The 19,598-nt window shown below is 40.2% G+C and carries 16 protein-coding genes and 1 pseudogene; 10 read left to right on the forward strand and 7 right to left on the reverse strand.

The window, feature by feature from the left end; translation table 11 throughout:
* Positions 1-47: 47 nt before the first annotated feature.
* From AC4PHI_RS02305 to AC4PHI_RS02325, 5 genes and pseudogenes are all read left to right on the forward strand, one after another.
* Positions 48-869, forward strand: a pseudogene (locus AC4PHI_RS02305) (class C sortase); the annotation flags it as partial.
* 694 nt (positions 870-1,563) lie between these two features.
* Positions 1,564-2,442 (forward strand): AraC family transcriptional regulator, encoded by an 879-nt coding sequence (locus AC4PHI_RS02310; RefSeq protein ID WP_492200717.1) that lies wholly within the window; start codon positions 1,564-1,566, stop codon positions 2,440-2,442.
* 73 nt (positions 2,443-2,515) lie between these two features.
* A complete protein-coding gene (locus tag AC4PHI_RS02315; RefSeq protein ID WP_492200718.1) occupies positions 2,516-3,727 on the forward strand; it encodes an MFS transporter in 1,212 nt (403 codons plus the stop codon).
* 1 nt (position 3,728) lies between these two features.
* The gene (locus tag AC4PHI_RS02320) at positions 3,729-4,601 is read left to right on the forward strand and encodes an alpha/beta hydrolase (RefSeq protein ID WP_492200719.1); all 873 of its coding nucleotides are present in this window, start codon (positions 3,729-3,731) and stop codon (positions 4,599-4,601) included.
* A gap of 24 nt (positions 4,602-4,625) precedes the next feature.
* Positions 4,626-5,537, forward strand: a complete 912-nt coding sequence (locus AC4PHI_RS02325; protein WP_492200720.1) for an ROK family protein — start codon at positions 4,626-4,628, stop codon at positions 5,535-5,537.
* Between the two features lie 532 nt (positions 5,538-6,069).
* Here the strand turns inward: AC4PHI_RS02325 and AC4PHI_RS02330 are convergent.
* The 4 genes from AC4PHI_RS02330 to AC4PHI_RS02345 form a co-directional block, all read right to left on the reverse strand.
* On the reverse strand, positions 6,070-6,279 hold the full coding sequence (locus AC4PHI_RS02330; RefSeq protein WP_492200721.1) for a cysteine-rich KTR domain-containing protein: 210 nt from the start codon (positions 6,277-6,279) through the stop codon (positions 6,070-6,072).
* A 41-nt stretch (positions 6,280-6,320) separates the two neighbouring features.
* A complete protein-coding gene (locus AC4PHI_RS02335; RefSeq protein WP_492200722.1) occupies positions 6,321-6,569 on the reverse strand; it encodes a hypothetical protein in 249 nt (82 codons plus the stop codon).
* A 79-nt stretch (positions 6,570-6,648) separates the two neighbouring features.
* The gene (locus AC4PHI_RS02340; RefSeq protein ID WP_492200723.1) at positions 6,649-6,870 is read right to left on the reverse strand and encodes a hypothetical protein; all 222 of its coding nucleotides are present in this window, start codon (positions 6,868-6,870) and stop codon (positions 6,649-6,651) included.
* 15 nt (positions 6,871-6,885) lie between these two features.
* Complete coding sequence (locus AC4PHI_RS02345) at positions 6,886-7,479, reverse strand: TetR/AcrR family transcriptional regulator (RefSeq protein ID WP_492200724.1); 594 nt, start codon at positions 7,477-7,479, stop codon at positions 6,886-6,888.
* 451 nt (positions 7,480-7,930) lie between these two features.
* Between AC4PHI_RS02345 and AC4PHI_RS02350 the strand changes: the two genes are divergently transcribed.
* Complete coding sequence (locus tag AC4PHI_RS02350) at positions 7,931-8,206, forward strand: hypothetical protein (protein WP_492200725.1); 276 nt, start codon at positions 7,931-7,933, stop codon at positions 8,204-8,206.
* A gap of 180 nt (positions 8,207-8,386) precedes the next feature.
* Here the strand turns inward: AC4PHI_RS02350 and pbp4 are convergent, their stop codons facing one another.
* The 3 genes from pbp4 to AC4PHI_RS02365 form a co-directional block, all read right to left on the reverse strand.
* Positions 8,387-10,396, reverse strand: a complete 2,010-nt coding sequence (gene pbp4, locus AC4PHI_RS02355) for a penicillin-binding protein PBP4(5) (RefSeq protein ID WP_492200726.1) — start codon at positions 10,394-10,396, stop codon at positions 8,387-8,389.
* A 214-nt stretch (positions 10,397-10,610) separates the two neighbouring features.
* Positions 10,611-12,284 (reverse strand): ribonuclease J1, encoded by a 1,674-nt coding sequence (gene rnjA / locus AC4PHI_RS02360; protein ID WP_492200727.1) that lies wholly within the window; start codon positions 12,282-12,284, stop codon positions 10,611-10,613.
* Between the two features lies 1 nt (position 12,285).
* Positions 12,286-12,501 carry a DNA-directed RNA polymerase subunit epsilon gene (locus AC4PHI_RS02365; protein WP_492200728.1) on the reverse strand — a complete coding sequence of 72 codons (216 nt, stop codon included), beginning with the start codon at positions 12,499-12,501 and terminating at the stop codon, positions 12,286-12,288.
* A gap of 338 nt (positions 12,502-12,839) precedes the next feature.
* Between AC4PHI_RS02365 and AC4PHI_RS02370 the strand changes: the two genes are divergently transcribed.
* The 4 genes from AC4PHI_RS02370 (at position 12,840) to AC4PHI_RS02385 (ending at position 19,443) form a co-directional block, all read left to right on the forward strand.
* The gene (locus AC4PHI_RS02370; RefSeq protein ID WP_492200729.1) at positions 12,840-14,573 is read left to right on the forward strand and encodes an ABC transporter ATP-binding protein; all 1,734 of its coding nucleotides are present in this window, start codon (positions 12,840-12,842) and stop codon (positions 14,571-14,573) included.
* Positions 14,566-16,320 (forward strand): ABC transporter ATP-binding protein, encoded by a 1,755-nt coding sequence (locus tag AC4PHI_RS02375; RefSeq protein WP_492200730.1) that lies wholly within the window; start codon positions 14,566-14,568, stop codon positions 16,318-16,320. Before AC4PHI_RS02370 ends, AC4PHI_RS02375 begins: the two co-directional genes overlap by 8 nt.
* Before the next feature lie 237 nt (positions 16,321-16,557).
* Entirely contained in the window at positions 16,558-18,711 is a 2,154-nt protein-coding gene (locus AC4PHI_RS02380; RefSeq protein WP_492200731.1) for an amino acid ABC transporter substrate-binding protein/permease, read from the forward strand.
* Positions 18,712-19,443, forward strand: a complete 732-nt coding sequence (locus AC4PHI_RS02385; RefSeq protein ID WP_492200732.1) for an amino acid ABC transporter ATP-binding protein — start codon at positions 18,712-18,714, stop codon at positions 19,441-19,443.
* Positions 19,444-19,598: the final 155 nt, after the last annotated feature.

The raw sequence follows: 19,598 nt of genomic DNA on the forward strand, positions 1-19,598 counted from the left end.
TCCTCGAGGTTTCTTTTTATTCTTTTGATGAAAGATGAGGTCAGATCATGGTTCGAAAGAAAAAACGTATGCTCGCGGACATTTTAATGTTTGTGTTGCTTCTGGTCGGAATTAGTGCTCTGGCCTATCCGTTTGTCAGTGATGCTTTGAATAATTTTTTAGATCAGCAGATTATCTCAAGCTATCAAAAACAGGCCAGCAAAGAAAATCAGCGGATAATGGAAAAGCAGCGCCAAGAAATGGCTGAAAAAAACAAAGAACTGGCAGACAAAGACGGCAATCCGGGAGCGGACCCCTTTGATGAAAAACCCAAAAAGAAAAAAAAGGTGGAAAAAAATTATTATCAGAAACACACAATCGGTGTGATTACGATCCCGAAAATCAAAGTTCAGTTACCTATCTTTGACAGCACGACAGCTGTTCTATTAGAGAAAGGGAGCTCCCTGTTATCGGGAACGTCATTTCCTACGGGAGGAGAAAATACCCATGCGGTAATCACGGGACATCGGGGGCTTCCTCAAGCCAAGTTATTTACTGATTTACCCAAGCTTGACATCGGGGATGTTTTTTACATTGAAATCAATGATGAAACTCTAGCGTATGAGGTGGATCAGACGAAGGTTATCGAACCGACTGACACGAAAGATCTGTTTATCGAAGACGGAAAAGATTTGGTAACGTTGCTGACTTGCACGCCGTATATGGTCAATAGCCACCGTTTATTGGTCCGAGGGCATCGTGTCCCCTATCAGGCGGAAAAAATGGCTAAAGACTTGTCATCCGTGCGGAAGTGGCAGCAACTATTCTTGTGGTCGCTGTTGGCACTGGCACTGGCAATTATTTGTTTTTTGGTGTGGTTGGCTCACCGTTTGTGGTCTATGAATCAAATCAGTCGCCGGACGTATCAGTTGAAAGTACAATTTATTAATCCTGCGGCACAGCCGCAATCGGATAAAGTCTTTGGCGTGTACACGAGCAACGGCAAATATCCTGTGATGCAGGACCAAAAACCTGTAACTGGAGTGACAGATGAAGCGGGCAGGTTGGTTATTCCAGACTTGAGCGGAGGAAAATATGTTTTGAAAAGTGACGATGGTTCGACTAAGTTGAAGATTTTTATCAAACGCCGTAAAGATACCTGTTTTTCGCTGAAAAAAGGCAAGAAAAAATCTGTCGTTGTAAGAAATAAAGGAAGTGCTGGCGGGAAAGTAACACTGCTTTAAAAAGAGTTATCAGGGAAGCTAGAGTTGCCATTTGTTTTAGTTAAGAACTTTTTTTAAAATGTAAGAGATGGTAAAAACGGGATAGAAATGAACCAATCGGCGGAGAATTTTTCTCTGCCGGTTTTTTTATGCTCAAAAGGAATCTCGGGGCTAGATAAAAGATTTCTGTTAATAAATTTTAAATTAGTGATTTTCCAGTGTGTTGATTCATGAGACACATCCCTATAAATAGTATACTATATACCAAGCTTGTAATTAAGACTTGCAATAAAAAATCACAGAAATTCATCTGCCAATCAATGCTATAATAATTTCAACTATAAAAACGGGAGGGACACAGATGTTTGAACACGAAATCGTAGACGTGACGGAGGATGATCTTCCTTTTAAGGTAATTCTTCATAAGAGTACTACCGCATTCATCCGCAGACATTGGCACCGGTCTTTTGAGATAAGCTACACGATGAAAGGTGAAACTAAAGAATTTATTGTCAACGGACATCACTACAATCCCCAGGCAGGGACTATCATCCTTGTCAATCCAAACGAGATTCATTCTGTCCTTGGCGTGACAAAACCCCATGAGGAAAATCTGGTGCTGTCTATTCTGCTTCCTTATGATTTTATGGAAGAATGGATTCCTGATTTCGCCTACCGTTATTATCAGATTCCAGACGACCGTCAAATGACAGAACAGCAGCTGAGAGATCATCGCCAGTTACAGTTTTTATTTACGGAGATGTTTCATTCTGCTGATAAAGAGAAGTCGCTTGAAAATCTTTATATCATGGCTCTGATGTATGAGGCTCTTTATTTGCTGACACGTTCATTTTCCACCATGCAGACGACGAAAAATAATTTATACACTTCGGCTGCAGAGTTTGATTGGATAGACAAGGTGTTAGTCTATATCAGGCAAGAATTAGCCAGTTCTCTTTCAGTTTCTGAACTTGCAGCGAAATTTCATCTGAATGAGAGTTATTTTTCACGGAAATTTAAAAAATATATGGATATGCCTGTGATGGATTATGTGGCAAAACTTCGTCTGCAGGAAGCCTATCAGCTTCTCACCAATACCGACATCTCAGTACAGGCGATTGCTGATCAATGCGGGTTCCCGAATCATAAGTCGCTGACCACGAGATTTAAGCAGAGATATGGTCTGACACCACGTAATTATCGGAAAAAAATAAACGAAAGTCATAAAATGACGAAATAATAGTCATAATTTCGCCTTTTCATGTAACCGCTTGCCGATACAATAGGCGCATGAGAAAGGTAGGTTTGATAAAATGAAAACAAAAGAACAATCTGCAATGTTTAAAATTTCCCTCTTGTCGATTTCGGTTTTATTGATGACAGCACCTGTAATTTCCGCCGCGTTGCCTTTGATGTTCGCAGAATTTACAGATCAATCCCAATCCGCTGTGGAAACGTTATTGACGGTTCCTAACTTTGGTATAATCTTGGCTCTGTTAATCAGCCCCCTTTGTATTCGTGTAATCGGTAAAAAGAAAACAGTGATGTTGGGGCTGTTTATTGCATTGCTCAGCGGGTTGATTCCGATAGTTATTTCCAGTTACCCTGTGGTATTTGCAGCGAGATTTGCTTACGGTGCCGGTATCGGTTTATTCAATTCACTCGCGGTCAGTTTGCTGGCAGAATTTTTCCACGGTGATGAGCTTTCCACCATGATGGGCTATCAGTCAATGGCAGGATCATTGGGGAGTGCCACGCTGTCTTTTGTCATCAGTTATTTGGTTACGCTAGGATGGCGTCAAACATTTCTTGCTTATCTAGTGATAGTACCAGTAATTATCCTATTCGGTTTATTTGTAAAAGTTGACGACCGGAAAAGCGGAGGAACAGATGAAGTCGCCGCACCGGAAAGGATCACGGTCAATGGCCCTGTAATCGGTTTGTCACTGTTGATTTTCTTCCTCTTTGCCTTTTTTATGACACTGGTAATCAAGTTGCCGGAATATATCGTGTCAAGCGGTATCGGCACCGCCAGCAGTGTTTCTATTGTTACTGGTCTGAGTACGCTAGTCGGCATTCCAATCGGTATTTTTTACGGGAAAATTCATAAAATTTTAAAGCAAGCAGTCTTGCCAATCGGTTTGTTCATTGTTACTGCCGGCTTTTTTATCATCGGTCTCGCCCAGTCGATGCCGGTGTTAGTGATTGGTGTGGTTTTGGTTGGCTCCGGGTTTGGTCTTTCCATGCCATTCCTTTATACTTGGACTGCTATAGTGGCACCAAAAAACGCGATAAACTTTTCATACACTTGTCTGATTATTGCCACCAATATCGGCGTTTTCTGTTCGCCGATAATATTGAATACATTTGGCAATTTATTTGGAAATAATAGTGCAGGATTCAGTATGATGGTTGCCTCTGGCGGATTTTTAGCCATGACCATTGTGATGGCGGCAATATTAACACTAACAGGAAAGACAGAAAAAATTGCCGAAAAAGAGAGTTTAAGAGATGGAGGAAGGTAAAATGATGGAAATAGATGTGGCTGCGATGCGGGAACAATTCAGCAAAGGAGATGCCAAGCGTGATGCAGGATTGAAAGAGTCGGAGACAATAGTGAAAATCAAAAATCTTTCCTATGGTCCCCATGGAGAAGAGAATAAGTTTGATATTTACTATCCAAAAAACACATCAAGGCCTTTACCCACAATTGTCAACATTCACGGCGGGGGATTTTTTTACGGGGATAAGGAACTGTATCGTTTTTACACGATGTTTTTGGCAACACAAGGATTTACTGTTATTAATTTTAATTACCGTCTAGCACCTGACAGCAGCTATCCGGCACCGTTAGAGGACACTAATGCTTTGATGCACTGGTTGATAAAAAATGGACATGATTACTTTGTGGATTTGGACAACCTGTTTCTTACCGGGGATAGTGCAGGCGCTCAGCTGGTAGAGCAGTACGGGGCAATTATCAGCAATCCGAACTATGGGGCAACTTTTAACTTTGATGTTGCACCAGTGAAGGTGAAAGCTATTGCCGTGAGTTGCGGTGCGTTCTTTATCGGTCAGAATAATCCGATAAATCATGACTTTCCATTTTATTTTGGAGAAACGGTACCTGAGAGCACCAAGGCACAATTCCCGGTGGAAAATTATATCACAGGAGAATTTCCTCCAGCATCTATTGTCACATCAACCCATGATTTTCTGAAAAACGAAGCAAAATTATTTGCAGACTTGCTGCAATCAAAAGGTGTCTTGACTGATTATAAATTGTACAGCAATCCGGATGGGTCGGAATTAGGTCATGTGTTCAACATTGATCAGAAAAGCGAGATTGCCAAAGAGTGCAATCTGGCACAATTGGATTTTTTTAAACAATTCATTTGAGACTGTGGTGAAGGAGCAGAAACTATGAATTATTTAAGCATCGATGTGGGAGGTACATTTACAAAATACGGTTTGATTGACCACTCCGGTAATTTCATTGAAACTTGGAAAGAACCCACAGCCAAGACTTTAGAGGGATTCAAAGAAATGATTGGACAACAGATATGCACACAGAAAAACTCCGTTAAGGGGATTGCTATGAGTTGTCCTGGCAGAATTGATCCTGATAAAGGTTACATTCATACGGGCGGAGCATTGTTGTTTCTCTATGACTTCGCCATTAGAGAATGGATTGCGACACTGACGAAGCTTCCTTTTATTGTTGTTAATGATGGAAAAGCGGCAGCGTTGGCGGAATGGTGGATCGGTAATTTGAAAGGAATCAAAAATGGCGCCGTCGTCGTTTTAGGAACGGGAATCGGGGGCGGTCTGATTTTAGATAATCGCTTGTATCAAGGGCCGCATTTTCAAGCAGGTGAATTGAGCTTTTTATCATACCGTACGGATAACAAAAAAGAACCACAAGTCTATGGGCATCATGGGTCCGCAGTTCGCTTTATTAAAAAGGCTGCCGACTTGCTAGAAAAGCCTCCCGATGACTATCAGAGCGTTTTTGATGCTTTAGCGGAGGACACATCTGCTGAATTGACTGAACATTTTAATAACTATTGTCGGGATATTGCTCTTTTAATAACGGATATGCAAGTACTTTTAGATTTAGAAAAAATCGTGATAGGCGGCGGCATTAGTGAGCAAGCCCTGCTGATTGACACGATCAAAAAACACTATCAGTTACTTAGAGAAGCAAGTCCTTTTTTACAACAAACTTTTGCTCCTATTGAAATTGACGCGTGTGCTTTTCGTAATTCTTCTAATCTGCTGGGCGCACTTTATCAAATGTTGCTGATGCTTGACGAAAATATCCCACGCACATAATCAGTTGATTTTTATGGAAAGACAATATTTCGTCAAGCACTGATAGTAAAAACTAAATTAAGTGAAAAACGTCAAAAGTCTACCTAGGCAGACTTTTTAAATTATTAATCAATAATTTAAAAAATGACCAGAGTTTCGTTAATAGGGACTTTGGTCATTTTTAAGTAGTTGGAAATCAATGATACTTTTACAAAATAGTGAGTGCCCTCACTTGCTAGTTATTTTGTAATCACGGGACAGCTTTCAGCACGTTTAAGCCAGAAAGTGTAAAACTGCTGGCAAGTGTCAAAAAACAATCCCAGCCATATCATCGAAGTGTGCCTCTGCTTACCAGTTCGGGGCAGAGGTTGTTTGGTTTGTAAATGTTATTTTAATGTTATATTTTTGAAGACATCTTTTCTAAAGCTGTTGTGATTTTTGTAACCGAGGGCGATACCTTGCTCTTGAAAATATAAAAATTGTGCAGGTTTGATTTGATGCATTGCAGATAAAAAGAGCCAATAACTTAACAAGAGGTTTCAAGTCTTGATAGTTACTGGCTCTGCGTCTTAGCGTCCGGCTCTTTCATAACAGTCATTTTTAATTTTTTCAGGCAGATCAGGTTCTCCTGCTTGCACTTTGGACAGTAAAGCGGAAAATTTATCAGCTCTGTATCTAGCCGGATTTTATTGCGCGTTTTATTGTGACAAACCGGACAATATAACCAAGTCATAAATTCACTCACAAGTATCATTCTCCTCATTAAAAATCCACAAAAACAGCAGTCATCAGGATTTTATGCTCTTAATCAAAGTGTTTTAATTGGGAGCCGACGAAGCAGGCGCCTAAAAGACTCAATCCACCCAACACGGCAACTTTCTTATAAGGTGTTACCATGCCTACTGCCAGACATGCCACCCCCGTGGTCACATTTAAAACTTGCGTGTGCTTTAGATGGCGTTTGCTGGGTCTAGGAAATTTGATAGAAACACCCAGTGTGTCATTTGCCTTTTCGCAAGCAAAGTCCATCACATCAAACATTCGTAAAATCATTTTTTTCTTCCTCTCTTTCATTCAAAATCAATAATAGATTAGTATTTTTAGAAATTGGAACACAAAGTCATAGGCAACTTTAGAAAATCAGGTAGCTGACAATACTGGTGGATACTGCACCAACAACTAAAAGTCCAGCGATAATAAAACAAGCAGAATACATCGTTTTTTTCGTCGGATGATTTTTAAGCAGCCACAGTCCCACTAAAAATAAAATACAGCCTAGGATAATATTGGTCGCAATGGAGACAGGTGCGGTTTTTTTCAACATATCTATGATGATAAAAAATAAATTTTTCATTTGTTTCCCTCCTTTTTAAATAAAAATGTCATTTATCAGATGATAAACCATAAATTGAAAGGCACTTTTGAAGTCGCAAGATTTGGACAGCATGTCTTTGGATGACACCGTGGATAACAAGATACTAAAAACAGAAAACGCAATTTCTTCAGAACATTTAAGTTTCAAGTTTGCATGTGCAATGGCTTGCCGAAAATAATCACTGTTATCATTTTCCAGCTGTGCTTTGTCCTTGTCTGAAAGCTTGTTATAAAATGCCAGAAAATCCACCGTCTTACTGTCGTATAAAAAAGGTTTGCTTTCATATTCGTAATATAAATTTTCAATAGCTTCCACAAAACCATTTTTCGAAGGTGAGTGCTTCACATCCTCGATAAATTGTTCGTTGACAATAGTCTGGACTTCTTTTAATGTTTCGAGAAACAAATCTTCTTTGGAACCGTAAAGATTGTAAAAAGTACCAGTAGAAATATTAGCGCTTTTGCAAAACTCGCTGATACTTGTTTCTTTGTAGCCTCGTTCGACCCAAAATGCACAGCATATCCCACGTAATTTTTCTTTTAATTTCTTTTTATCTTCCGATGAAAAATTTTTACGACCGCTGGACAAAATCAACCCTCCTTCCGATGAGAAATATTTTTTATGAATATTCGTATTAAATATTCATAAACTTATCTTACAATGATATCTCTGTATTGTCAACAGAGATCAAGACAATTTAAATATCTCGGATGTGTAATTTGGCTTAAACCTGTAATTATTTAGTACCCTAATGGTAATTTCTTTTTAAAGGTATTGAAAATAAATTTATATGATTGGCAGTTTAGTCTTGAGTGTTTTCTAGTCGTAATTTACAAGTTGAATTTATCACAAGTGTTTTATTTGTTTTGCAAATTTATTTTTAAATTAGAATATTTAAACCCCTGTACCTTTTTAATACTGATGCTATGCTTTTATTTGGAACATTGGCACGGAAAAGAGGTTGTGAAATAGCTAATTATCTAGTACAATTTTTATATAAGATGAAATGTCACTATAATAAAATGGGGGTTGGGTTGAGATGAGTAAAAAGTATTTGAACTATGTTGGCAACATCGTCATTGATTCTGAATACCATGCGTTGGGAGAACCAAAAGATTATATTGAAGTTCACGTGGACGTGGATCTTCCGTTTAGACTTTACTGCAGCAGTCATAAAGAGGACTGGGAAGAGGTATCGGAAGAAGAACGGTCGGAGTTGATCGCTCAGCTGAAGGATAAAAAAATCAAATATTCCAAGAGCGATTACCGTTATTACATCATTGATTTTCATTTGGCAAGCTTGGGAGCTTTATAATCAGGCATCATTATTATCGGAAGCATTTTTTGTTCAAAGAATTAATTATCTGAACGGAAAGTTCAAAAGAATGAAAAAACAACCGTTTAAGACTTTTCGCGAAAAATGTCTTAAACGGTTGTTTTTTGTTGCGTATTATTTTTATTTAAAGAGCTGCTCTCAAAATTTTTCGGCTGTATACTAGCGGTTTTGGAGATAGTTTAAAACCTCTGGTGCCCTTTGTGTAGCAGAGTCATCTCCTTGTCTGCCCTCAAGCATGGAAACCAGCAGATAGCTGCTGTTATCAGGGTCAAAAGCGAATAAAAAGCTATTTTCTTTCCCTTTTTCATCTTGTGCGGTTTTGAGTTCCGCTGTTCCGGTTTTAGCAGCAATGGCAAACCCCAAAGTGTTTAGCGAGTGAGCCGTTCCATTTTCATTTGTTACGACTTCTTTCATATTTTCTTTTATCAGAGTAGCTGATTCCGTACTGATGACGTCGTTTTTAGTTTTAGTTTCAGCTGTCATTAATAATTTAGGATAAACTAAAGTGCCGTTGTTTGCAAAAACTGAATAGAGAGCGGCTTGCTGGATGGGATTGATTAACAGCTGCCCTTGTCCATATCCGGTGTCCGCCAAGAGGATTTCAGAATTAAACTGTTCCTCATTGGAAATTTGTGCTGGACTCATAGCAATCGGCAAATCTAGTTTTTCACCAAAAATAAATTTGTTGAGTCCCTTACGGAAAGTTTCCTCACCCATTTTTAGTGTTGCCTGAGCCATATAGATGTTGTCGGAAAAGATAAGAGCCTTCTTTAAATCAACCGGTGTCACATCTGCTACCCGTGTGACTTGATAATCTCCCCATGAAGAATTTTTTTGCCATTTCAGTCCGCTGATAGCTATTTCTTCATTTGGATCGATTGTGCCGGCATCCAAACCGATAGCGGCAGTGACCGTTTTAAAAGTAGAGCCGGGAGCGTAGCCAGTAGCAAAGCGGCTGATAAAAGGCTTTGCTTCATTTTTTTCATAAGCATCGTAGTCTTTTTGAGAGATGCCATGGGTCATCTTATTAGGATCATAACTTGGCGAACTGACAGTTGCGAGCAATTCTCCTGTCGTCGGCTCCGTGATTACAGTAGCACCTGGGTTGTTTTCAAGGGCGTTGAAAGCGAGCGACTGTGCTTCTGAGTCAATGGTCAGCTGGATGTTTTCACCATCTTTCTTTTTCTTTTCCAGCAGGACGGATGTTTCGTGGCCATTTTCATCTGTGATACTGATTTTTCCTCCGTCTGTGCCTCGGAGTTTTTGATCGAAGGCTGCTTCCAACCCTCCGCGTCCGATATTTCCTGTACTACTTAATTCAGGATTTTTTTCTATATCTTCTGCAGTGATAGTCCCCACATATCCGGTCAGCTGGGCTGCTGCTTCGCCTAGGGGGTACACACGCCCTGTGGTGTTTTGAAGGGCAGCACCGGCAGGCATTTCCGCAGGCGCGGGGTCAGTTAATATTTTTAAAGGTACAAAATGGTCCGGCTGAACCCAAGCTTGGTCCAAGGCTTGCAAAATATTTTTTTCTTCAAGACCAAACTGTTCTGCAATCGTTCGGACATTATCTTCCTTGACCGCTCCTTCACCAAGCGCGTTGGGGACGACTCCCAGTTGTTGAATGTCTCCTTCACCCGCTAAAAGATTTTCATTTCGGTCCAGCAAACTTCCACGGACGGCCGAATCTGTCGTGATGTTGACTTTGTCTCTTCCTGACATTTTTGGAAAAATCAGATTGGGCTGCCAGTGTATCCCCATGGTTTCTTCTCCATCATCAATGGTTCCGTGGTAAGACAAATCTTTTATTTTTCCCAGAGAAGTCGTCAACGAAAGATTGTATGAAAAGGATAGTTTCTGGTCTTCTTCTGTCACTTGGAGAGATTTAAAATCGAGATTTTCTGCACCGATACCAGTGAAAATATTTTGATATTTCTCAACGATTTCTTCGTCAGAAAAGCCGCTTTTTTCTTCTGTTTTTTCGGAAAGCAGTGGAGTTAATTCGTTAAATTCTTTGTTTTTCAACACATCGGTAAAATTTTGCACTAATTTCTTTGCCTCTGTCAAACGCTGATGTTTTTGGTAGGCTCTAAAACCGAAAAAACCGCCGACGAGTATGATTAAAATAAGTGCACTCAAAATCAGAGGGAAAGCTTTCTTTTTATTCATCATTGCACCACTTTCTTAAATGTTAGGTTACAGTAATTATACTTGAAAAAAACAGAAAAACCAGCGTTAGTAAATAAGAAGTGCCATCGGACTATAAGATTGATTTTTCAAGTATTATAAATTGATAAGATAGATTAGGCTTCCCGTTTGCCATTGACAAGTCTTGTACACAAAAAAGAGCCAGCTGTTTTGACATAGCTGTCTCTTGAATCGTCTATTCTGCTTCCAACACCATCGGTAAAATCATCGGGTACCGCTCGGTTTTTTCAACAAGAAAAGGTTGCAATGTTGAGATGATTGTTTCTTTGAGTGCCGCTTCGTCACAATCCTTTTCCTTTAGTCTGCGGCTGATGGCCCGATCCAACAACTTTTGACATTGGTTGATCAGGTCGCCGGATTCACGCATGTAAATAAAGCCTCTTGATAAAATATCCGGTCCAGCCATGATGATTTTCTTTTTAAAGTTCACTGTTGCAACCGCAAGGACCAAACCTTCCTCAGAAAGTATTTTACGATCACGCAGGACGATATTGCCGATGTCGCCAATACCGCTGCCATCCACATAAATATCGCCGGCCGGGAATTTCCCAGCTCTTCTGGCACTGTCATTGGTTAGTGCCAGCATATCGCCATTATCTAAAATAAAACAATTTTCAGGTTTGACACCAGTATCTTGGGCGAGTTGCGTATGGATTTTAAGCATCCGGTATTCCCCGTGAACAGGCATAAAGAATTTTGGTTTCATCAAACTTAACATCAGTTTCTGTTCTTGCTGACCTCCGTGTCCGGAGGTGTGGATGTTGTTGACTTTTCCGTGGATCACTTCAGCACCGGCTTCCGACAACAGGTTGATTACCCGATTGACAGACAGAGTGTTCCCAGGAATCGGAGAACTGGAAAAGACGACGGTATCTCCTGGCTGAATACTGATTTGTCGGTGGGTTCCGTTTGCAATCCGGCTTAAAGCTGCCATAGGTTCACCTTGGGAGCCAGTGCATAGGATTAATATTTCATTTGCCGGGTATTGATTGATTGAACGGGCATCAATAAAAGTATCTTTGGGTACTTCGATGTAGCCTAGTGCTTGCCCGTTGACGATGGCATTTTCCATACTACGGCCGAAGACAGCAATTTTCCTGCCGGTTTCCACTGCGGCCATTGCCGTTTGTTGTAATCTAAAAATATTTGAAGCAAATGTGGCAAATATGATCCGTCCTTCGATTTTTTCAAAAATTCTCTGGATGGATTCGCCGATAAATTTTTCTGACTTAGTAAAATCTGGTATTTCAGCGTTGGTACTGTCTGACAGAAGACAAAGGACGCCTTCTTCGCCGATTTTCGCCATTTTTTGAAGGTTAGGCGGTTCTCCCACGGGAGTGAAATCAAATTTGAAATCTCCAGTACAAACGATATTGCCCGAAGGAGTCTTGACGACGACCCCAAGTGCATCTGGGATACTGTGAGTCGTTCTGAAAAAAGAAATAGTTGTTTTCCGGAATTTGATCACAGTGTCCTCAGCGATTTGGTGAAGTTCGGCATCACGCAGCAGACCATGCTCGTCTAATTTGTTTTTTATCAGCGCCAATGCCAAAGGTCCCGCATAGACCGGGATATTCGCTTCCTTCAGCAAGTAAGGGATTCCTCCGATATGGTCCTCATGTCCATGGGTGATAATCAATGCCTTGACTTTATTTAGGTTTTGAAGAATGTAACTGTAATCCGGAATCACATAATCAATGCCAAGCAAATCATCTTCCGGAAATTTGATTCCTGCATCTACAATGATGATTTCGTCTTGGAATTGAATCCCATAAGTATTTTTTCCAATTTCACCAAGTCCGCCAATACTAAAAACGCCGGTTTCATTGTTTTTTAAATTTACTTTCATGCTACTTAAACTCCGTCAATGAAAAATCCGCATGCTCTTTTTCATAAGCCAGATGCTTCTCATCTAAAAATTGCAGAAATTCCAGATTATAAGAAGTATTGGTCTCAAACAAACGGCGTGCTTCCACTTCATTGTCTGCCTCTAGATAGAGGGATTTTGTTTGTTCCCTTTTGGGGTTTTGATGTTTTGTTTCTTGGTAATATGCTTTAAATATCATATATACGCTCCTTTTGTTGTAATTTTTTTCATACTAAAAACAGGTGGTCTCCACCTTTAAATTTGTCTATAACACCACGCTGAAATCATGCTGATTTTTTGTGGAATGAAACCTCGTCTTCGTTTCATCGGCTTTATGTTTCGTTAGTATTTTCAGTGATGCTTTGTTCAATCATAGTACCTGTTCATAAAAGACAAGACAATTCTACCATAATTCCAAGAATAAGTATAGAAAGTGCTTCGATTTCAGGAGTGCCAAGCAAGAGAATTCTTGTCATTTGCCTTAATTTTATGGTATATTGAAAGAATCATTAAATGGTAGGGGGAGAGGATGATAAGATGAAATTGATGTGGCATTATACCGTCAAACACAAGAAATTACTGCTCTTAAATTTCTTAAGTGTTTTTGGGTTTATTATCATCGAACTAGGATTGCCAACACTTTTGGCTAGGATGATTGATCAAGGTGTGGCTCGGCAAGATTTTGACTATGTGAAAAAAATGGGCTTCGTCATGTTAGGTGTGACGATTGTAGGAAGTATTTTGAACTTATTCTTGGCTTATATCGGTGCGAAACTGACGATGAAAATTATCGTGGATGTCAGAGACGATATGTATCGCAACATCCAAACTTTTTCCCATAGCGAATATGAAAAAATTGGTGTTTCTTCCTTGATTACACGTATTACAAATGATGCCTATCAAGTGATGCTTTTTTTGGGTCAAGTTTTACGGACCGGATTTATGACACCTATGATGTTTATCGGCAGTTTAGCAATGATCGTTTTTCAAAATGCTTCACTAGCTAAATATGTTCTTTACAGCATCCCGATTTTGTTGGTGGGGATTTATTTGATTGCAAAATATTCGGAACCAATGTCTCAGAGACAGCAAAAAAGTTTAGACAAAATCAATCGTATCGTACGGGAAAACCTTTCAGGTTTACGCGTGATTCGTGCCTTTGTCAATGAAAGATTTCAAGAAAAACGATTTGGAGAAGTCAACGAAGTCTATGCTAAAAATTCCATCAATTTATTCACATTGATGTCCAGTGCCCAGCCAGTCTTTTTTATTTTTTTCAATTTTGTTATTGTGCTGGTGGTATGGGTTGGTGCAAAACAGATCGAAGTAGGCACTTTGCGTGTAGGTGAGTTAGTGGCGTTTATCGAATATATTTTCCATGCCTTGTTCTCTTTCATGATGTTTGCGGGAATTTTTATCATGTATCCAAGAGCCGCTGTTTCAGCTGACAGAATTCAGGAAGTGCTGGATACAGAAACGACAATCCTTCCAAATGAAGAGGGAACGACGGAAACTGAAACCCAAGGATATGTTGAGTTTAAAGATGTAAGTTTTGCTTATGATGACACGGAAAGTCCTGTGTTGCGCAACATCAGCTTTTCGGCTAAACCGGGACAAATCGTTGCATTTATCGGAAGTACCGGCAGCGGCAAATCAACGCTGATTCAATTGCTGCCGAGATTTTATGATGTGACGAAAGGGCAGGTGTTGATCGACGGGGTAGATGTGAGAGATTACAATATCGACAGCTTGCGCAAGAAAATCGGTTATATTCCGCAAAAAGCACTTTTGTTCAGCGGGACAATCCGGGATAATTTGTTGTTCGGAAACCCTGAAGCTGCTGCTGAAGATTTTGATTATGCCTTAGATATCGCTCAGGCCGCAGAGTTTGTTTCCCAAAAAGAAAAGGGATTGGATGAGCCGGTTTCAGAAGGCGGCTCAAACTTTTCTGGTGGACAAAAACAGCGCTTGGCAATTGCCCGTGCGCTGATTCGCCGTCCGTCTATCTATGTTTTTGATGATAGTTTTTCGGCTCTGGACTATGCAACAGACGCCAGACTGCGGAAGCGCCTAGGCGAGGAAATAACAGATGCGACTGTATTTATCGTGGCACAACGGGTCAGTACCATCATGAATGCAGATCAAATCATTGTGCTGAATGAAGGAGAAATCGTCGGTCAAGGCACACATCAGGAATTGTTGAAGTCTAATCAAATTTATTACGACATCGCTTCGTCTCAATTGTCAGAGGAGGAGTTGGCCTATGAATAATTCAGTGAGATCTTTAAGAAGGTTGTGGCGGTATTTGAAAGGGTACAATGTCACTTTTTTCCTGGCGGTGTTTTTTGAAATAGTAGCCACGTTGACAAATGCGACATTTCCTGTGGTCATGGGGCTGCCCACCACCAGGATTAAGGAAAATATTGAAACAGGACAGCCAATCGATTTTGATTATATTTTTAAAATCATTATTATCTTGATCATTATGTCTCTCATTTGTAATGCCGGATTTTTCGGGTCGAGTGCTTTGATGTCTCGGGTCGTGCAACGTGCCATGCGGGATTTGCGTACAGATATTTCTGAAAAAATCAACCGTTTGCCCGTGTCATATTTTGACACTCATCAGCGGGGGGATGTTTTATCGCGGATGACTAATGACGTGGATGCTTTGACAAATGCTTTGCAGCAAAGTCTGCTTCGCATCATATCAGCTTCTATCGGGATAATTTCTGCTATTATCATGATGTTTAGAATCAATGTGATTTTGGCGGTGGCTTCTATGCTGATGATTCCAGCTTCATTGATTATTTCTAAATCTATTGTGGCTGTCTCTCAGAAATATTTCAGACAGCAGCAAAAAGCTTTGGGAAATCTGAATGGCTATGTTCAAGAAAACATGACCGGATTTTCTGTTCTGAAATTGTTCAGCCGTGAAAAAGAAAATTATGGCGAGTTTGAACGATTGGTTCATGAGCTGGGGAATTTCGGTTTCAAATCAGGTTTTATTTCCGGATTGATGATGCCTTTAGTTCAATTGACCGCCTATCTGACCTATATCGTCGTAGCAGTAGCAGGCAGTTACTTTGTTATCGCGCGGACGATGACGATTGGTAACTTGCAAGCCTTTATTCAATACGTTTGGCAGGTGAATCAGCCGATGGGACAGGTGACACAGCTGTCGGCAGTCATTCAAAGTGCCTCGGCTTCAACCCAGCGTATTTTTGAAGTGCTGGATGAACAAGAAGAACAGGAAAATGCTGCAGATATTTCTCTGCAAGGACCTGTGGAAGGACAGGTCACATTTGAAAATGTGTCTTTCAGTTATTCACCGGATAAACCTTTGATAGAAAATTTGAATTTTGAAGTTTTGCCCGGACAAACGGTGGCTATCGTTGGACCAACAGGAGCCGGAAAGACCACGCTTATCAATTTGCTGATGCGTTTTTATGATGTGACTGAGGGCGCCATAAAAATTGATGGCGTGGACACCAAAGCTATGAACCGAAAAGAAGTGCGTTCATTGTTTGGAATGGTCCTTCAAGATGCGTGGCTGTATCATGACACCATCATGGAAAACATCCGATTCGGCCAATTGGAAGCTACCGATTATGAAGTGGTGGATGCTGCCAAGATGGCTAACGTGGATCACTTTATCCGAACCATGCCGGAAGGGTACAAGATGATTATTGACGAAGAGGCAGAAAATGTTTCGTTGGGACAAAAACAGCTGCTTACCATCGCAAGAGCTATTTTATCCAATCCTAAAATATTGATTTTGGATGAAGCAACCAGCTCAGTCGACACGCGACTGGAGATGCTGATTCAAAAAGCGATGCAGAGTGTGATGAAAGGGCGGACAAGTTTTGTTATTGCCCACCGTTTGTCGACGATTCGCGATGCTGATCTTATTCTCGTGATGGATCAGGGCTCAATCATCGAACAGGGGACCCACGAAGAATTGTTGTCCCAAGGCGGTTTTTATGAAAAGTTGTACAATAGCCAGTTTGCGGAAGAATAACTGGTTTAAAAAACAGAAAAAGCAAGGGAGACATTCCTTTGCTTTTTTGGTTCACGTGAGCAGGCTGTCCTTAGGCAATTCAAGTAGTTTCCAACATTTTGTGCAGAGTCGAAGGGACAAGGAAACACTGAAAATCATTAGAAAGAAATTGCTTCTTTTCTGAAAAAATTGTTTTATCAAAGAATATTAGTATATAATTATTACTATTAGTTGTTATAAAAAATAAGGGGGATATTTATGAAAAGAAAAAATATCTGGCTTGCAGCAGTAATCATAGTCATATCATTTTTTTCAATGAAGCTGGAGTCGTCAACCCACGCAGCAGAAAAAACATACGATATCGGAACGGATTTAACATTTGCACCATTTGAATTTCAGGATACTGAGGGTGAATATATCGGAATCGATATTGATTTGCTGCACGCGATTGCAGAAGATCAAGGCTTTGCCTTTCGTTTGAAGCCTTTGGGGTTTGACAGTGCCATTCAAGCAGTACAGTCTAATCAAATCGATGCCATGATTGCCGGGATGAGTATTACAGAAGAACGAAAAAAATCTTTTGATTTTTCTGATGCGTATTTTGACAGCGGCATACAGATGGCTGTGAAAAAAGGCAACAAGGAAATCAAAGCGTATGATGATTTAAAGGGAAAAACAGTTGCGGCGAAAGTCGGCACAGAGAGTGCGGAGTTTTTAGAAAAAAATAAATCAACCTATGGCTTCGACATTCGAAATTTTGATGATGCCACAGGATTGTATCAGTCTTTGGGAAATGGCAGTGTGGCTGCTATCGTAGATGATTATCCCGTTTTAGGCTACGCTGTGACAAATAATCAGAATCTGCAGTTTGTGGGGGAAAAAATCACAGGCAGCTCCTATGGTTTTGCGGTTAAAAAGGGAGAGAATCCTGAACTGATTGAAAAATTCAATGCAGGGCTGAAAAAACTAAAGGCCGATGGTACTTATGATAAAATTCTTGCCAAATATATTTCTAGCGGCAATGAGTCAGAAGATTCTTCGGAGATGGTCAAGGTGACCCCGAAGAAAGACAAATATATTATTGCTAGCGATTCTACGTTTGCCCCGTTTGAGTTTCAAAATGCTGATGGGGAATATGTAGGGATTGATGTAGATTTGTTGAAAAAAATTGCTGAGATGCAAGGGTTCAATCTTGAATGGCAGTTTATTGGTTTCAGCTCAGCGGTTCAGTCAGTAGAATCCGGACAGGCTGATGCCATCATTGCCGGAATGACTATCACAGAAGAACGTGAAAAATCCTTTGATTTCTCTGACTCTTATTTTCAGAGTGGGATTCAAATCGCGGTGAAAAAAGGCAACACGTCCATTCAATCTTATGAAGACTTGAAAGGTAAAACTGTCGGGGCAAAGATAGGAACAGAGAGTGCAGACTTTCTTGAAAAAAACAAAGAAAAGTATGGGTTTAAAATCAAATATTTAGACACCACAGATACGTTGTACAGTTCCTTGAAAATTGATGAAATTGCAGCGATGATGGATGATTATCCAGTCATTGGCTATGGTGTAGCACAAGGGCAAGAAATTGAAACGCCGATTCCCCGTGAAGAAGGCGGCTCCTACGGTTTTGCAGTCAAAAAAGGCAAAAATAGCGAATTGATTGACATGTTTAATGCAGGTCTTGCTGAATTGAAACGAACTGGAGAATACGATGAGGTCGTCGGAACTTATATCAAAGAAAGCAAGACAGAAAGTACGGTTGACGAAACAACTTTTGCAGGAGTAATAAAAAACAACTGGCAGAGATTGTTGAACGGCTTGGGATTGACTTTATTAAATACGGGAATTTCTTTTGCTTTAGCGTTGATTATCGGTGTGGTTTTAGGACTATTTAGTGTTTCGCCTAGTCGTTTTCTCCGCCTGCTGTCGACTATCTATGTTGACATCATTCGGGGTATTCCGTTGATGGTACTGGCCTTTTTCATTTATTTTGGTTTGCCAAATGTCTTAGGCTTCAACATCCCTGTTTTTGCTGCCGGGGTGATTACATTGACATTAAATGCCAGTGCCTATATTTCAGAAATCGTCCGCGGAGGAATCAATGCGGTTCCTAAAGGGCAAATGGAGGCTTCAAGAAGTTTAGGACTGTCTTATGGAAAAACTATGCGTCGTATCATTTTGCCCCAAGCTTTTAAAATCATGATTCCTTCCTTTATCAATCAATTTGTTATTTCCTTGAAAGACACAACGATTCTTTCTGCCATTGGGATGATTGAATTATTGCAAGTAGGTAAAATAATCGTTGCGAGAAATCTTCAAAGTACTCTAGTGTACTTTATGATCGCTGTCATGTATTTGATTGTTATCACGGCATTGACTAAGCTGGCAAAAGTAATAGAAAAGAGGGTGAACTAGTTGAGCGAAAAAATTCTTGTGGAAAATTTAACTAAAAAGTTTAACGAGCAGGAAGTTCTGCATGGTCTGAATCTTTCTATCAAAGAGGGAGAAGTGGTTTGCATCATCGGGCCCTCTGGTTCCGGAAAGAGCACCTTTCTTCGCTGTATGAACAAGCTGGAAGAAATTTCCGGCGGTCATGTGTTGATTGACGGCGTGGATATATCAGATAAAGCCACTGATATCAACACGGTACGTCAGCACATCGGCATGGTGTTCCAGCATTTTAACTTATTTCCCCATTTATCCGTCATGGAAAACATTACTTTAGCACCAGTGGATTTGAATAAAATGAGCAGACAGGAAGCTGAAAAAAAAGCCGAAGAACTTTTGGCTCAAGTCGGTCTGGCTGAGAAAAAAGATGTATTTCCCAAGTCTTTATCGGGAGGACAAAAGCAGCGGGTAGCGATTGCACGTGCGTTGGCAATGAATCCCAGTATCATGCTTTTTGATGAACCTACGTCTGCCCTTGATCCGGAGATGGTAGGAGACGTGTTAAATGTCATGAAAAAACTTGCTGAAGAGGGCATGACTATGGTGATTGTGACCCATGAGATGGGATTTGCCAGAGAAGTTGCCGACCGTGTTGTTTTTATTGACAGCGGCAATATATTGGAAATCGGTACGCCTGATGAAATTTTTAATCAACCTAAACATGAACGGACCAGAAATTTTCTGGATAAAATATTATAAAATTTTATTCTCAGCTCACCAGATAAAACCATTGTCTGGTGAGCTTTTTGCGTTCATCATGGGAGGATGATAACTTAAAAAATTTGAAATCTGTCGTTTGATACCAACTCTAAGTCAGTTGAATTGCGGACAATCTTGACGTATACTGGCAAAGA

The organism is Vagococcus sp. QWL-13, from assembly GCF_058683555.1.

Bases quoted from the DNA above. Each gene is read 5' to 3' on its own strand.
- AC4PHI_RS02350 (WP_492200725.1), top strand. From the start codon at position 7,931: ATGAGTAAAAAGTATTTGAACTATGTTGGCAACATCGTCATTGATTCT.
- AC4PHI_RS02370 (WP_492200729.1), top strand. From the start codon at position 12,840: ATGAAATTGATGTGGCATTATACCGTCAAACACAAGAAATTACTGCTC.
- AC4PHI_RS02310 (WP_492200717.1), top strand. From the start codon at position 1,564: ATGTTTGAACACGAAATCGTAGACGTGACGGAGGATGATCTTCCTTTT.
- AC4PHI_RS02375 (WP_492200730.1), top strand. From the start codon at position 14,566: ATGAATAATTCAGTGAGATCTTTAAGAAGGTTGTGGCGGTATTTGAAA.
- AC4PHI_RS02315 (WP_492200718.1), top strand. From the start codon at position 2,516: ATGAAAACAAAAGAACAATCTGCAATGTTTAAAATTTCCCTCTTGTCG.
- AC4PHI_RS02340 (WP_492200723.1), bottom strand. From the start codon at position 6,870: ATGAAAAATTTATTTTTTATCATCATAGATATGTTGAAAAAAACCGCA.
- AC4PHI_RS02320 (WP_492200719.1), top strand. From the start codon at position 3,729: ATGATGGAAATAGATGTGGCTGCGATGCGGGAACAATTCAGCAAAGGA.
- AC4PHI_RS02330 (WP_492200721.1), bottom strand. From the start codon at position 6,279: ATGAGGAGAATGATACTTGTGAGTGAATTTATGACTTGGTTATATTGT.
- AC4PHI_RS02380 (WP_492200731.1), top strand. From the start codon at position 16,558: ATGAAAAGAAAAAATATCTGGCTTGCAGCAGTAATCATAGTCATATCA.
- AC4PHI_RS02325 (WP_492200720.1), top strand. From the start codon at position 4,626: ATGAATTATTTAAGCATCGATGTGGGAGGTACATTTACAAAATACGGT.
- AC4PHI_RS02365 (WP_492200728.1), bottom strand. From the start codon at position 12,501: ATGATATTTAAAGCATATTACCAAGAAACAAAACATCAAAACCCCAAA.
- rnjA (WP_492200727.1), bottom strand. From the start codon at position 12,284: ATGAAAGTAAATTTAAAAAACAATGAAACCGGCGTTTTTAGTATTGGC.
- AC4PHI_RS02335 (WP_492200722.1), bottom strand. From the start codon at position 6,569: ATGATTTTACGAATGTTTGATGTGATGGACTTTGCTTGCGAAAAGGCA.
- pbp4 (WP_492200726.1), bottom strand. From the start codon at position 10,396: ATGAATAAAAAGAAAGCTTTCCCTCTGATTTTGAGTGCACTTATTTTA.